This window comes from Rhodopseudomonas infernalis, assembly GCF_022271405.1.
Taxonomy (GTDB): Bacteria; Pseudomonadota; Alphaproteobacteria; order Rhizobiales; family Xanthobacteraceae; genus Rhodopseudomonas; species Rhodopseudomonas infernalis.
Genome location: NZ_JAJNAL010000053.1, coordinates 12,646 through 27,050, shown reverse-complemented (window position 1 = coordinate 27,050; position 14,405 = coordinate 12,646). Strand labels below are relative to the sequence as shown.

Sequence of the window (14,405 nt, the reverse complement as noted above, 5' to 3'; positions counted from 1 at the left end):
AGCCTCGGCGCCAGCGTTCGGCTAATTTCTACGCCTTCTCCGCGTCCGCCTTCAGCGCATCCGGCTTCGGCATCAGCACGATGTTGTAGCCGGAATCGACGTAGTGGGTTTCGCCGGTGACGCCGCCGGACAGGTCGGACAGCAGATACAGCGCAGAGCCGCCCAATTCTTCGAGCGTTACGCCGCGGCCGAGCGGGGAGTGCTTTTCCATGAAGCCGAACATCGCGCGCGAATCGCCGATGCCGGCGCCGGCCAGCGTCCGCACCGGGCCGGCCGAGACCGCGTTGACGCGGATGCCCTTGGGGCCGAGGTCGCAGGCGAGGTAGCGCACGCTGGCTTCCAGAGCCGCCTTGGCCAGACCCATCACGTTGTAGTTCGGCATCGCGCGTTCCGACGCGCCGAATGTCAGCGTGATCATCGCGCCGCCGTCCGGCATCAGCGCCGCGGCGCGCTTGGCGACCTCGGTGAAGGAGAAGCAGGAGATCACCATGGTGCGCGAGAAGTTCGCGCGGCTGGTGTCGATGTACTGGCCGCGCAGTTCGTTCTTGTCGGAGAAGCCGATCGCGTGGATCACGAAGTCGAGCTTGCCCCACTTGTCCTTCAGCGTGTCGAACACCGCATCGACGCTGGCGATGTCTTCGACGTCGCAAGGCAGCACCAGATCGGAATTCAGCGACTGCGCCAGCGGCTTGACGCGGCGCGCGAGCGCGTCGCCCTGATAGGTGAAGGCGAGCTCGGCGCCGTGCGCGTGCAGCGTCTTGGCCATGCCCCAGGCGATCGAATGGTCGTTGGCGACGCCCATGATCAGGCCGCGCTTGCCGTGCATCAGTTGTTGCATCTTGTCGCTCTCCTGTCCGTCATGACCGGGCTTGTCCCGGGCATCCACGATCCGCGGACTATCCGTGCTTCAAAAACGTGGATGGCCGGGACAAGCCCGGCCATGTCGATGAATCTAACAGTTTCGAGTTCGTCCGGCATCAGCGGCTGCCCGCGCGATCAGCAGGCGATCACGCTTCCAGCCGCTTGAACACCAGCGTGGCGTTGGTGCCGCCGAAACCGAACGAGTTCGACAGCACGGCGCCGATCTTGGCGTTGTCGATCCGCTTGCGCACGATCGGCATGTCGGCGAAGGCCGGGTCGAGCTCGGTGATGTGGGCGCTCTCGCAGATGAAGCCGTTCTGCATCATCAGCAGCGAGTAGATCGCCTCCTGCACGCCGGTGGCGCCGAGCGAATGGCCGGTCAACGCCTTGGTGGCGGAGATCGGCGGGCACTTGTCCTCGTTGCCGAACACCTTGCGGATGGCGGCGATCTCCGGCGCGTCGCCGGCCGGCGTCGAGGTGGCGTGCGGATTGATGTAGTCGATCTTGATGCCGCCCGTGGTCGCCAGCGCCATCTGCATGCAGCGCTCGGCGCCTTCGCCGGACGGCGCCACCATGTCGTAGCCGTCGCTGGTCGCGCCGTAGCCGACGATCTCGCCATAGATCTTGGCGCCGCGCGCCTTGGCGTGTTCCAGTTCTTCCAGCACCAGCACGCCGGCGCCGCCGGCGATCACGAAGCCGTCGCGGTTGACGTCGTAGGGCCGCGAGGCCGTCGCCGGGGTGTCGTTGTACTTCGAGCTCATCGCGCCCATCGCGTCGAACAGCACCGACAGCGACCAGTCGAGCTCTTCGCAGCCGCCGGCGAATACGATGTCCTGCTTGCCCCACTGGATCAGCTCGTAGCCGTTGCCGATGCAATGGTTCGAAGTCGCGCAGGCCGACGAGATCGAGTAGTTGACGCCCTTGATCTTGAACCAGGTGGCGAGCGTCGCCGAGGCGGTCGAGCTCATCGCCTTCGGCACCGCGAACGGGCCGACGCGCTTCGGACCCTTGGTCCGCGTAATGTCGGCGGCCTCGACGATGGTGCGGGCAGAGGGTCCGCCCGAGCCCATCACGATGCCGGTGCGCGGATTGGAGATGTCGCTCTCTTGCAGGCCCGAATCGGCCAGCGCCTGTTCCATCGCGACGTGGTTCCAGGCCGCCCCTTCGCCGAGGAAGCGCATCGCCCGGCGGTCGACGACATCGGCCGGATTGAGCGACGGCGCACCCTGCACCTGGGAGCGGAACCCGAGTTCCGCATGCTTCTCGGCGCGCGAGATGCCGGATTTGGCATCGTGCAGGCTCGCCAGCACCTCTTGGGTGTTGTTTCCGATTGACGAGACGATCCCCATCCCGGTGACAACAACGCGTCTCATATGATCGCCTCGTTCATTTCAATGGTCGTTCACGGTTGATGGCACGGCTTTATGGCCGGCGCGTGTGGTTAACCGCCAACCGGCTGAGCCGTTTGCTTGAACAGACCCACTTTGAGATCCTTCGCACGGTAGATGATCTCGTCGTCTGCCGAGAGCCACCCATCTGCGATGCCAAGCCACAGCTTGGACCGCATCACCCGCTTGATATCGACATTGTAAACGACTTTGCGCACAGGCGGCAGCACCTGGCCGGTGAACTTTAGTTCCCCGAGGCCGAGCGCGCGGCCCGGACCTTCGCCGCCAACCCAGCCGAGAAAGAACCCGACCATCTGCCACATCGCATCGAGGCCGAGGCAGCCCGGCATCACCGGGTCGTTCTTGAAGTGGCAGCCGAAGAACCACAGCTCCGGATTGACGTCGAGTTCGGCGCGGATATGGCCCTTGCCGAATTCGCCGCCGTCCTCGGTGATGGTGGTGATGCGGTCGAACATCAGCATCGGCGGCAGCGGCAGCTGCGCGTTGCCGGGGCCGAACAGTTCGCCGCGGCCGCAGGCGAGCAGGTCTTCGTATTCGTAGCTGGAACGACGGTCCTGCATGCGGCTTTGCCTTTTTTGTATCTCGCGAAGGTCCGGTCATCCGGTCGTGTCGCTGCACGCCGGCGTTCGCCCGTTCCTTATGCAACGGACGAATGCGCGGGTCTCTAACATAGGCATTGCACCCGGCAAAGCGGCACCTCCGTATTCCTCCCTAAGTAAAACGTCCGAACGGTTCTAGATGCGAAGCGCTTGCACCCCTTTGGAATGCTTCCTATAATCACTCGACTGTACAAAAAGGGACTGCCGCCGTGGACATCGGAGAGCGTGCGACATATTCGCGTGAGGAAATCGGGACGTCGGCGCATGCCGTTGAGCCCCACCTCAATGGCTGCCCGTGGCATGACGTCAATGAAATGCTGTCGTCGGTGGGCTTGCGGCCGACCCGTCAGCGCATGGCGTTGGGCTGGCTTCTGTTCGGCAAGGGCGACCGCCATCTGACGGCCGAAATGCTGTACGAAGAGGCCAGCCAGGCCAAGGTCCCGGTGTCGCTGGCGACCGTCTACAACACGCTGAATCAGCTCACCGAAGTCGGTCTGCTGCGCCAGGTCAGCGTCGACGGCACCAAGACCTATTTCGACACCAACGTGTCGGCGCATCAGCACTTCTATCTCGAGAACAACCACGAGCTGATCGACATTCCGGATCAGCACGTCGCGCTGCGCTCGACCCCCGAAGTGCCCGAAGGCTACGAAATCGCCCGCGTCGACGTCGTCGTCCGCATCCGCAAGAAGGCCTGATCTTTCAGAGCGCCGACGCCTCCCGCGCGCTTCCGCTATTTGAGGATCCCGTAGGGTGGGCAAGGCGCAGCGTGCCCACGCGCAGGCCGGACACGTGGGCACGGCGCATGCGCGCCTTTGCCCACCCTACCAATTCACTACGATCTCACTTCACCTGCTCGTCCGCATAGACGCCCCATAGCCGCTGCTTTTCGATCCAGCCGTCGAAGCCCGGGCCGATGATCCGGCACCATTCCGCGTCGCAGCGTCTGATCTGCGCCACGACGCCGGCCTGCAGCCGGGCCGCCACGGCGGCGCCGGTCGAGGCGCTTTCGTACAGCGTCGCCAGTTCGTCCTTGTCCTTCATGGTGACCACCGCGGTGCGGCGGCCGGACAGCAGCGAATGATACACCCAGCCCTCGGCGCCTTCCGAATCGCGCACCCGGCGCCAGTTCTCGAACTCGGCGGTGATCTCCACCGGCAGCCCGGCGCGGGTGTAGACCCAGGCGACGTCGTTGTCCTTGGTCGGGCCGATCCGGACGTTGACGTGATCCGACTTCAGACTGACATAGCGCGGCACCGGCAGCCCGCTGGCCGACAGCGGCGAGTCCTTCGCGGCGAGCACAGGCGCGGTAGCGCCTACTATCGCACCTGCGAACAACAATGCTGCGATCGGTCTCTTCAGCTTCATCAGACAGGCCCCTCAGTTTGGTGATCGTGCGCGTCGCTGGGGGGGAAACCACAGCCGGGTGGTGGGGTCCTTGTCTTGGCGCGGTCTTCTGCTAGAGAAAGCCGGAAGGCATCCGGTGACCCCAAGCTGGTGAAGGGACCGAACGGAAGGGACCCGCCCCTGCGGTCGCGCTGTAGCGGGAGTGTCGAACAGGTGGGTTAACGCGGACTAAATAGTCTCGCCAGACTCGTCAGAGAGCGTGTGAATGTCGGTTAAGAAAAAGCCTCTGGTCGTCGTCACCCGCAAGCTTCCGGACTCGATCGAAACCCGGATGCGCGAGTTGTTCGACGCCCGGCTCAACCTCGATGACGAGCCGATGTCGGCCGAGAAGCTCGCCGAAGCGGCGCGCACCGCCGATGTCTTGGTGCCGACGGTGACCGACACCATCACGGCCGAGATGCTGAACCAGCCCGATTGCCAGCTCAAGTTGATCGCGCATTTCGGCAACGGCATCGACAATCTCGACGTCGCCGCCGCCCATGCGCGCGGCATCACCGTCACCAACACCCCGAAGGTGCTGACCGAAGACACCGCCGATATGACGATGGCGCTGATTCTCGCGGTGCCGCGGCGGCTGATCGAAGGCGCGGCGCTGCTCACCGACGGCGGCGAATGGCCCGGCTGGTCGCCGACCTGGATGCTCGGCCGCCGGCTCGGCGGCAAGCGCCTCGGGATCATCGGCATGGGCCGGATCGGCCAGGCGGTGGCGCGGCGTGCCCGCGCGTTCGGGCTGCAGATCCACTATCACAACCGCAAGCCGGTCGCGCCGCGGATCGCCGACGAACTCGGCGCGACCTATTGGGATTCGCTCGACCAGATGCTGGCCCGGATGGACATCATCTCGGTCAACTGCCCGCACACCCCGGCGACCTTCCATCTGTTGTCGGCCCGCCGCCTCAAGCTGATCCGCAAGGACGCCTTCATCGTCAACACCGCGCGCGGCGAGGTGATCGACGAGGAAACGCTGACCAAGCTGATCGAATCGGGCGACATCGCCGGCGCCGGCCTCGACGTCTACGAGCACGAGCCGGCCGTGAACCCGAAGCTGGTTCGCCTCGCCAAGCACGGCAAGGTCGTGCTGCTGCCCCACATGGGCTCGGCCACCATCGAAGGCCGCGTCGAGATGGGCGAAAAGGTGATCATCAACATCCGCACCTTCCTCGACAACCACAAGCCGCCGGATCGCGTGCTGCCCGGGATGCTGTAGGCGTCGCGTCGCCCTCACCCCAACCCTCTCCCGCAAGCGGGCGAGGGGGCTCGCCGTGCGCGTAACTGAGTCAGCGGCCAAACAGAAACGTTCGAACCGATTGCGGCAGAACTCCCTCTCCCGCTTGCGGGAGAGGGTTGGGGTGAGGGCGCCCCAGGCAGTGCGCTCGCTCAGCGATGCCCGCTCAAATCCATGATCCTCGGCGCATCCCCGTTCAGCGGATTGCCCGGATCCCGCCCGTAGCGCAGCGTCTCGAATCGCATCGCGCGGGCGTCGATCATCAGCAAGCGCCCGACCAGGCCTTCGCCGAAACCGACGATCTCGCGGATCGCCTCCAGCGCCATCATCGAACCGAGCGTGCCGGCGAGGGCGCCCATCACGCCGGCTTCCTCGCAGGCCGGCACCGTGCCGGGCGGCGGCGCTTCGGGAAAAAGACATCGATAGGTCGGATTGGGCTCGCCCGCCGCATTGGTCTCGTGCGCCCGGATCGTCGTCAGCGAGGCGTCGAACGTCCCGAGCGCCGCGGTGATCAGCGGCTTCTTCGCCAGGAAGCAGGCGTCCGACACCAGATAGCGCGTGGCGAAATTATCCGAGCCGTCCAGCACCAGGTCGCAGGCGCCGATCAGCTCCAGCGCATTGGCGGCGTTGATGCGCGTCGCATGCGGCACGACCTTCACATGCGGATTGAGCGCCGCGATCCGCGTCGCCGCGCTGTCGACCTTGCGGGCGCCGACATCGGGCGTTGCGTGGATAATCTGGCGCTGCAGGTTCGATAGCGACACCACATCGTCGTCGACGATATCGAGCGTGCCGACGCCCGCGGCCGCCAGATACATCAGCACCGGCGCGCCGAGTCCGCCGGCGCCGACCACCAGCACGCGAGCTTTGCGCAGCGCCGCCTGCCCGGGCCCGCCGACCTCGCGCAGCACGATATGGCGGGCGTAGCGTTCGAGTTCGTCGGCACTCAGCATGATGGCGATGTGTCCTTCAACGTCGGTCGTCTCATCGTCGCAACGCACCCACCGTCATCGTGAGGAGCCCTGGCGCAGCCCGGGCGTCTCGTAGGATGGCCGCGCGGAAGCGGGCGCGCCGAGCCCCAAACATCGAACCCGGCGGCGGCTGTTTCCGACCAAGCATCTATGATTATCTGCGCCGGGCTCAACCATGGCGCGACGCGGGTGGGAATTGTCATGAGATCGATATTGGCTGCAACCCTGGTGATCGCCGGCCTGACCGGCGCTGCCGCCCAGACCGCGCCGCCCTCGGGCGCCGCGCCCGGCGTCAAGCCGAAGCCGGTGGCGACCACGCCGATCCGCCCGGCGCTGCAGACGCCGACGCAGACCGCCACCGCGATGACTCCGGCGGAGCGGCAGGCGATCCAGTCGGATCTCGCCTGGACCGGCGACTATAACGGCGTGATCGACGGCCAGGCCTCCGACCGCATGGTCGCGGCCATCAAGGCCTTCCAGAAGGATCACGGCGCCAAGCAGACCGGTGTGCTGAATCCGCAGGAGCGTGGCCAGCTCGCCGAGGCGGCGCGCAAACTGCAGGGCAGTGTCGGCTGGAAGCTGGTGAGCGATCCGGTCACCGGCGCGCGGCTCGGCCTCCCGGGCCGGCTGGTGCCGCAGCTGACCTCCGATGCCAACGGCAGCAAATGGTCGTCCGCGACCGGCACTATCCAGATCACGCTGGCGCGGCGCAAGGAAGCCGGCGTCACCACCGCCAGGCTCGCCGATCAGGAAAAGAAGGAGCCCGGCCGGCAGGTCAGCTACAGCGCGGTGAAGCCGGATTTCTTCGTGCTGTCCGGCCTGCAGGGCCAGAAGAAGTTCTACATCCGCGGCGCCTTCAAGGATGCCGAGGTGCGGATCATGACGATCCTGTACGATCAGGCCACCGAAGGCACGATGGAGCCGGTGGTGATCGTGATGTCGAGCGCGTTCAATCCGTTCCCGACCGGCGCGCTGGCCGGTCCGCCGCCGCGGAAGAAAGTCGAGTATTCGACCGGCGCGATCGTCAGCGACGACGGCGCGATCCTGGCGGACCGCGAGGCGGTCGGGGCCTGCGTGTCGATCGTGGTGGCGGGCCACGGCAATGCCGATCTCGCCACGACCGACAAGACGAACGATCTCGCGCTGCTGCGGATCTATGGCGCGCGCGGCTTGAAGCCGCTGGGGCTCGCCCCCGCGAAGGCGGCGCCCGCCACGGTCGATCTTGTCGGCATCGCCGATCCGCAAAGCCAGGGTGGCGGCGCTGCCGTCAGCGTCACCAAGGCCAGCGTCACCCCGGTCGGCACCGCCGGCGGCCTCGCGCTGGCCCCCGCGCCGGGCCTCGGCTTCTCCGGCGCCCCCGCGCGCGATGCCGATGGCAAATTCGCCGGCCTCACGCTGCTACGCCCCGCGCAGGTGGCCGGCCCGGTGAACGGCGTCATGGCTGCGCAGGCAACACTCGTCGACGCCGACACGGTCCGCAAATTTCTGGCCCGCGCCGACGTCAAACCGGCGACCGACACCAGCAGCGACACCAAGGCCGGCGTCGTGCGCGTGATCTGCGTTCGGAAGTAATGGCCATATTCTTTAGATTCGTTAGAGCTGATTTGCGTTGGTAAGGAAAGGTACTCCCACTATCATCTGGTGATATTTTTATAATTAGCGAGAGCCGAATTTTGTGAAGTCTATCGTCTATTGCGGCGAAGAGAGATCAATCGATCATCTCGCGCCGATGAGAATCGGTTGCCCTTGTGAGCCCATGGACCGGGATCTGCTGATCGATGTCTATTTTGCCAACCATTGTTACACCAAAAAATTCATCGAAGGGGTTCACTCGCCTGACCAGGTCGTCGTTACTGAAGCAAGGGGTCGACATAGGGTTTTTTGTCCAGTCCGCTATGAGCTATCCCTTAGGCTTCCGAAGCTGATTGAAGTTCTACCCCGGAACAAGGTTCATCAGACCTCGCAACGCCGCAACTACGTTTACGTAGTTCTGCTTGAAGTGGAGAGTCGCCCTTACGAGATCTATTTCATGCTCCAACGAGCAGCGAAGGACGCAGAGGCTGATTTGCGTCTAACGATCGAAAGCGCTTACCTCAATGAGGGTAGTTCGAACTTCAAAAGACGTCCGAACAGTATTCGATTCATGATACTAGCGCACAAGGTTTTGACCAACCAGACTGTCAGGTTTGCGCCGCGTTGAACAAGAAAAAGGCCTCCCCAAAGGGAGGCCTCGTTTCGGTTTCCACTTCGGCTTGTACGCCTATCTCGCTCACGCGTGGACCAAGAAGACCTGGCGGGGAAGCGCTTTTTCAACCGATCTATCGCTTCAACGTACGAACAATACCGTACGAGACGTTTAGTTTCAATGAAAAGAAAATCATCTTCCGCAGGGCATATAAGGTATTGAAAGGCATGTATTCTTCTCTTTGAGCGCCCTCATTCGCTTCCTGATTGCCTCACCTACTTCTGACACACCGAACACCAGAACGTCGACCGCCCGTTCTGTACGAAGCGCTTCACTACGCCGGTGCAGCCTTCCGTTCGGCAGCGTTCGTCCTCGCGGTCGTACACCGCGAAGGAATGCTGGAAGTAACCGAGTTCGCCGGAGGTCTGGCGGTGGTCGCGCAGTGACGAGCCGCCGGCCTGGATGGCGTCGCGCAGCACGTCGCGGATCGACGTGGTGAGGCGCAGTGCGCGGTCGGTCGGGGCGCCCTTGCGGTCGGCCAGCGCGGCGGCCTTGCGCTTCGGTGACAGATGCGCGCGCCACAGCGCTTCGCACACATAGATGTTGCCGAGCCCGGCAACGACGCGCTGGTCGAGCAGCGCGGCCTTGAGGCTGGTCTGCTTGCCGGCGCAGGCCTTCGCCAGCAGCGCGGCGTCGAACGCGTTGCCGAGCGGCTCGGGGCCGAGCCCCTTGAGGTGCGGCTCGTCGTCGATCTCGGCACGCGGAAAAATCTTCATGAAGCCGAACCGCCGCGGGTCGTTGAAGATCACCCGGGCGCCGCTCGACATCTCGAACACCACGTGATCGTGGGTGCGGTCCTCGCTGCGCGGATGGTGAAACTCGCCGGGCGTCGCCGCGCCGCTTTCGGTGACGACGCGGAACGAGCCGGACATGCCCAGATGCATCAGCAGCACATCGCCCGAGGCGAGGTCGGCGAGCAGATATTTGGCGCGCCGGCCCAGCCCCGTGACGATCTGTCCGGTGAGGCGGGCGACAAAGTCCTTCTGGAACGGAAACCGCAGATCGCCGCGGTTCGCCACCGCGCGATCGATCCGGAATCCCTCCATGGCCGGTTGCAGGCCGAGGCGGACAGTTTCGACTTCGGGCAATTCAGGCATGAAACGGCTCTGTTTGGTCCGGACCCACCCCTCGCTGCGCGCAATGACGCAGTGGGAGCGGCCCGCCAATCCGCCCGGCGGCTAGGGCATTCAGGTGATAGCGCCTCGCGCATTGGCGCGCTATATGGTGCGCCGCGGAGCGGGTTTCGCGTTTCGGGCGGCTTTGGCCCCGAGAATCCTCCGCGCGCAGGAGTGACGACATGAATCAGCCGAACGAGACCACGCATTTCGGCTACCGCGACGTGCCGCTGGACGACAAGCAGACGCTGGTCAACGACGTGTTCCACAGCGTCGCCAGCCGCTACGACCTGATGAACGACCTGATGTCGGGCGGCATGCATCGGCTGTGGAAGGACGTGATGATCAACACGCTCAATCCGCCGCGTGACGATTCGCCGTTCCGGCTGCTCGACGTCGCGGGCGGCACCGGCGACATCTCGTTCCGCGCCGCCAAGGCCTCGGGCGCAGGCTTCCATGCCACCGTCTGCGACATCAACACCGACATGCTCGAAGTCGGCCGCCAGCGCGCCGCCGAGCGGCATCTCGACCAGCAGGTCGATTTCGTCGAGGGCAACGCCGAACAGCTGCAATTCGCCGACAAGAGCTTCGACGCCTACACGATCGCATTCGGCATCCGCAACGTGCCGCGGATCGATCTGGCGCTGAAGGAGGCCCATCGGGTGCTGAAGCCCGGCAGCCGCTTCCTGTGCCTGGAATTCTCGACCGTCGACGTGCCGGGCCTCGCCAAAGTGTACGACCTGTTTTCCTTCAAGGTGATCCCGCAGATCGGCCGCGCCGTCACCGGCGACGCAGAGAGCTATCAGTATCTGGTCGAGTCGATCCGCAAATTCCCGCGGCCGTATGATTTCGCCGAGATGATGCGCGACGCCGGCTTCGCGCGCGCCAATTGGCAGATCATGAGCGGTGGCATCGTCGCGCTGCATTCGGGCTGGCGTTTGTGATTGCAGCCCTGACGCATGCGGCGCGGCTTGCCCGCGCCGCCTTCGTGTTCGCGCGCGAGGGCGTGTTCGGCGTGGTCGACCCGGCGCTCATTCCGCCCGCCGGGCAGGTGCCGATCCGGCTGGCGCGGCTGATCGAGCGGCGCGGCGCCAAGTCCGGTCCGCGGCTGTCGCGCGCGCTGACGCGGCTCGGGCCCGCTTACTTGAAGCTCGGCCAGTTTCTGGCGACGCGGCCCGACGTCGTCGGCGTTTCGATGGCGCGCGATCTCGAAGCGCTGCAGGACCGTCTGCCGCCGTTCTCGCAGGACGAAGCCAACGCGGTGATCGCCGCCTCGCTGGAGCGCCCGGTCGAGTTGGCCTTCGTCAGCCTATCGCCGCCGGTCGCGGCCGCGTCGATCGCCCAGGTACATCGCGGCGAGATCGAGGTCGATGGCGTCCGCAAGCAGGTCGCCGTCAAGGTGCTGCGGCCCAACGTGGCGTCGCGCTTCAAGCGCGATCTGTCGGATTTCTTCTTCGTCGCCGACAAGGCCGAGCAGTACTCGGCCGAAGCACGGCGGCTGCGTCTGGTCGAAGTCATCAACACGATGTCGCGCTCGGTCGCGATGGAGATGGATCTGCGGCTCGAGGCCGCCGCCGCCTCCGAGATGGCCGAGAACACCCAAAACGATCCGGATTTCCGGGTGCCGACGGTGGACTGGGATCGAACCACCCACAACGTGCTGACGATGGAGTGGATCGACGGCATTCCGCTGAACGATCACAAGCGCCTGGCCGAAGCCAATGTCGACACCATCGAACTCGGCCGAAAGGTGATCCAGAGCTTCCTGCGCCACGCGCTGCGCGACGGCTTTTTCCACGCCGACATGCATCCGGGCAATCTGTTCGTCGATCCGCAGGGCAAGCTGGTCGCGGTCGATTTCGGCATCATGGGCCGGCTGCTGCCGAAGGAGCGGCGCTTCCTCGCCGAAATCCTGCTCGGCTTCATCACCCGCAACTATCGCCGCGTCGCCGAAGTGCATTTCGAGGCCGGCTACGTGCCGCCGCAACATTCGGTCGAGAACTTCGCGCAGGCGATCCGCGCGATCGGCGAGCCGATTCACAATCGCACGGCCGAAGAAATCTCGATGGCCAAGCTGCTGACGCTGCTGCTCGAGGTCACCGGCCTGTTCGACATGCGGACCCGGCCGGAACTGATCCTGCTGCAGAAGACCATGGTGGTGGTCGAAGGCGTAGCGCGTAGTTTCGACCCCAAGCTCGACATCTGGAAGGTCGCCGATCCGGTGGTGCGCGAATGGATCGAGCGCAATCTCGGCCCGATCGGCAAGGTGCAGGGCGCGCTCACGGGCGCCGGCGAACTCGGCCATACGCTGAGTAGTTTGCCGACGATCGTGTCGCGCGCTGTGACGGTGCTGAACCAGCTCGAAGTGATGACCAAGGACGGCCTTGTCCTCGCGCCCGAAACCATTGCGGCGATCGGCCACTCCGAACGCCGCCGTACCCGCGGCCGCACCATCGCGCTGTGGATCATCGCGGTGACATTCATTGGCGTTCTTATCGCGATGTCGCGGCTGTAACTGATTTGCATTCCGGCATGCAGTGAAAGCATTGCTTTCATCTATTGAAAGCAATGCTTTCATTTCGTAAGGTTTGGCGCATGGCGAACCTGACGATCCGCAAACTCGACGAACTGCTGAAGGCCGAGCTGCGCCAGCGCGCCGCCGCCAACGGCCGGTCGATGGAAGACGAGGTGCGGGTGATCCTCCGCGACGCGGTTCACCAGCGCCACGGCTTTGCCCCGAGTTTGCCTCAAGCCGGCGGCGCGGCCGCTGCCGAACCCGTCCCGGACGACGCAAGTCCCGATAAACACGAGGCTTTTTCCGCATCGAAGGCCGCGACGGCGCGCGTCACGCTGATCGTCGGCGGCGGCATCGCGGCCTACAAGGCGATGGACCTGATCCGCCGGCTGAAAGAGCGCGGCGCCGATGTCCGCGTCGTGCTCACCAAGGCCGCCCAGCAGTTCGTCAGTCCGCTCACCGCCAGCGCGCTGGCGCATCAGCGTTGCTACACGGATCTGTTCGATCCGCAGAGTGAGTTCGACGCCGGCCATATCCGCCTTGCGCGCGACTGCGATCTGATCGTGGTCGCGCCCGCCACCGCCGATCTGATGGCCAAGATGGCCGGCGGTCATGCCGACGATCTCGCCACCGCGATCCTGCTCGCAACTAACAGGCCGGTGCTGCTGGCGCCGGCGATGAATCCGCTGATGTGGAACAACCCGGCGACGCGCCGCAACGTCGATCAGCTCCGCCGCGACGGCGTGGCGATGGTCGGGCCGAATGCCGGCGAGATGGCCGAGCGCGGCGAGGCCGGAACCGGGCGGATGGCCGAGCCGATCGAAATAGCCGCTGCCGCACAGGCACTTTTCGCGCCGCCGCCGCGTCCGCTGCGGGGCCGCCGGGTGCTGATCACCGCCGGCCCGACCCACGAGCCGATCGATCCGGTGCGCTACATCGCCAATCGTTCGAGCGGCAAACAGGGCTACGCGATCGCCGCCGCGGCGGCGCGCGCCGGCGCCGAGGTGGTGCTGATATCAGGCCCGGTCGATCTCGCCGCTCCCGACGGCGTGACGCTGACGCGTGTCGAGTCGGCGCGCGACATGCTGACTGCCGTTCACGCAGCGCTGCCGGCCGATGTGGCGATCTTCGCCGCCGCGGTCGCCGATTGGCGCGTCGCCAGCGAGGGCGATCAGAAGATCAAGAAAGGTGCGGGCGGTCCGCCGCCGCTGCAGCTCACAGAGAATCCCGATATCCTGGCGACGATCTCCAAACTCGCCGAAGGCCGCCCGAAGCTGGTGATCGGCTTCGCCGCCGAGACCGAGAATCTGCTCGACAACGCCCGTGCCAAGCTCGCTCGCAAGGGCTGCGACTGGATCGTCGCCAACGACGTTTCGCCCGCCACCGGGGTCATGGGCGGCGACCGTAACACCGTGCATCTGTTGATGAAATCCGCCGATGCCGCCACGATCGATTCGTGGCCGGTGATGACCAAAGACGATGTCGCGCGCGCCCTGGTGCAGCGCATCGCCCAAACCCTGGAAGTACACGCCTGATGAGCAAGCCGGTCGCCGTCGAGATCAAGCAGTTGCCCCACGCCGAGGGTCTGCCGCTGCCGTCCTATCAGACCGCGCACGCGGCCGGCCTCGATCTGTGCGCCGCCAACCCGGACGATGCGCCGCTCGTGCTGGCGCCTGGTCGCCATGCGCTGGTGCCGACCGGACTGTCGATCGCTCTGCCGGCGAACTACGAAGCCCAGGTCCGCCCACGGTCCGGCCTCGCCGCCAAGTTCGCCGTCACCGTATTGAACGCGCCCGGCACGATCGATGCTGACTATCGCGGCGAGATCGGCGTGCTGCTGATCAATCACGGCACCGAGCCCTTCACCATCCGCCGCGGCGAACGCATCGCCCAGATGGTGATCGCGCCGGTGGTTCAGGCCGAACTGATCAGCGTCGATGGACTATCCGAGACGGCGCGTGGTGTGGGAGGTTTCGGCTCGACCGGCCGCTAGATTTTGTGTCAAGTGAGCGACGATTCGCCGGTTAAAAATATACTTCGCCGTTTCGTCGCGCCGCC

At 65.2% G+C, this 14,405-nt stretch carries 13 protein-coding genes; 7 read left to right on the top strand and 6 right to left on the bottom strand.

Features of this window, described 5'->3' with window-relative positions; translation table 11 throughout:
* Positions 1 to 28 precede the first annotated feature (28 nt).
* The 3 genes from fabI to fabA form a co-directional block, all read right to left on the bottom strand.
* Positions 29 to 838 (bottom strand): enoyl-ACP reductase FabI, encoded by an 810-nt coding sequence (gene fabI, locus LPW26_RS23280; protein WP_238738098.1) that lies wholly within the window; start codon positions 836 to 838, stop codon positions 29 to 31.
* A gap of 169 nt (positions 839 to 1,007) precedes the next feature.
* Complete coding sequence (fabB, locus tag LPW26_RS23275; RefSeq protein ID WP_238738097.1) at positions 1,008 to 2,234, bottom strand: beta-ketoacyl-ACP synthase I; 1,227 nt, start codon at positions 2,232 to 2,234, stop codon at positions 1,008 to 1,010.
* A gap of 68 nt (positions 2,235 to 2,302) precedes the next feature.
* Complete coding sequence (fabA, locus tag LPW26_RS23270; protein WP_238738096.1) at positions 2,303 to 2,830, bottom strand: bifunctional 3-hydroxydecanoyl-ACP dehydratase/trans-2-decenoyl-ACP isomerase; 528 nt, start codon at positions 2,828 to 2,830, stop codon at positions 2,303 to 2,305.
* 254 nt (positions 2,831 to 3,084) lie between these two features.
* Between fabA and irrA the strand changes: the two genes are divergently transcribed.
* Positions 3,085 to 3,567: an iron response transcriptional regulator IrrA gene (gene irrA / locus LPW26_RS23265; protein WP_406678169.1), complete on the top strand. Its 483-nt coding sequence runs from the start codon at positions 3,085 to 3,087 to the stop codon at positions 3,565 to 3,567.
* 145 nt (positions 3,568 to 3,712) lie between these two features.
* Here the strand turns inward: irrA and LPW26_RS23260 are convergent, their stop codons facing one another.
* Positions 3,713 to 4,237: an SH3 domain-containing protein gene (locus tag LPW26_RS23260; protein ID WP_238738094.1), complete on the bottom strand. Its 525-nt coding sequence runs from the start codon at positions 4,235 to 4,237 to the stop codon at positions 3,713 to 3,715.
* A gap of 244 nt (positions 4,238 to 4,481) precedes the next feature.
* On the opposite strand from LPW26_RS23260, the gene LPW26_RS23255 reads away from it, so the two are divergent.
* Positions 4,482 to 5,483: a 2-hydroxyacid dehydrogenase gene (locus tag LPW26_RS23255; RefSeq protein ID WP_238738093.1), complete on the top strand. Its 1,002-nt coding sequence runs from the start codon at positions 4,482 to 4,484 to the stop codon at positions 5,481 to 5,483.
* 170 nt (positions 5,484 to 5,653) lie between these two features.
* On the opposite strand, the gene LPW26_RS23250 is transcribed toward LPW26_RS23255, so the two are convergent.
* The gene (locus LPW26_RS23250; RefSeq protein WP_238738092.1) at positions 5,654 to 6,454 is read right to left on the bottom strand and encodes a HesA/MoeB/ThiF family protein; all 801 of its coding nucleotides are present in this window, start codon (positions 6,452 to 6,454) and stop codon (positions 5,654 to 5,656) included.
* Positions 6,455 to 6,673: 219 nt separating this feature from the next.
* Here LPW26_RS23250 and LPW26_RS23245 point away from each other — a divergent pair, with 219 nt between their 5' ends.
* Positions 6,674 to 8,044, top strand: coding sequence for a peptidoglycan-binding protein (locus tag LPW26_RS23245; RefSeq protein WP_238738091.1), 1,371 nt, complete (start codon positions 6,674 to 6,676; stop codon positions 8,042 to 8,044).
* 888 nt (positions 8,045 to 8,932) lie between these two features.
* Here the strand turns inward: LPW26_RS23245 and mutM are convergent.
* Positions 8,933 to 9,814, bottom strand: a complete 882-nt coding sequence (mutM, locus tag LPW26_RS23240) for a bifunctional DNA-formamidopyrimidine glycosylase/DNA-(apurinic or apyrimidinic site) lyase (RefSeq protein ID WP_238738090.1) — start codon at positions 9,812 to 9,814, stop codon at positions 8,933 to 8,935.
* 200 nt (positions 9,815 to 10,014) lie between these two features.
* Here mutM and ubiE point away from each other — a divergent pair, with 200 nt between their 5' ends.
* The 4 genes from ubiE to dut all read left to right on the top strand — a co-directional run bounded on the left by ubiE (position 10,015) and on the right by dut (position 14,340).
* Positions 10,015 to 10,776 carry a bifunctional demethylmenaquinone methyltransferase/2-methoxy-6-polyprenyl-1,4-benzoquinol methylase UbiE gene (ubiE, locus tag LPW26_RS23235; protein WP_238738089.1) on the top strand — a complete coding sequence of 254 codons (762 nt, stop codon included), beginning with the start codon at positions 10,015 to 10,017 and terminating at the stop codon, positions 10,774 to 10,776.
* Positions 10,773 to 12,347 carry a 2-polyprenylphenol 6-hydroxylase gene (gene ubiB / locus LPW26_RS23230; RefSeq protein WP_238738088.1) on the top strand — a complete coding sequence of 525 codons (1,575 nt, stop codon included), beginning with the start codon at positions 10,773 to 10,775 and terminating at the stop codon, positions 12,345 to 12,347. Before ubiE ends, ubiB begins: the two co-directional genes overlap by 4 nt.
* Positions 12,348 to 12,427: 80 nt before the next feature.
* Positions 12,428 to 13,882 (top strand): bifunctional phosphopantothenoylcysteine decarboxylase/phosphopantothenate--cysteine ligase CoaBC, encoded by a 1,455-nt coding sequence (gene coaBC, locus LPW26_RS23225; RefSeq protein WP_238738087.1) that lies wholly within the window; start codon positions 12,428 to 12,430, stop codon positions 13,880 to 13,882.
* Complete coding sequence (gene dut / locus LPW26_RS23220) at positions 13,882 to 14,340, top strand: dUTP diphosphatase (RefSeq protein ID WP_238738086.1); 459 nt, start codon at positions 13,882 to 13,884, stop codon at positions 14,338 to 14,340. The genes coaBC and dut overlap by 1 nt, the downstream gene beginning before the upstream one ends.
* Positions 14,341 to 14,405 lie beyond the last annotated feature (65 nt).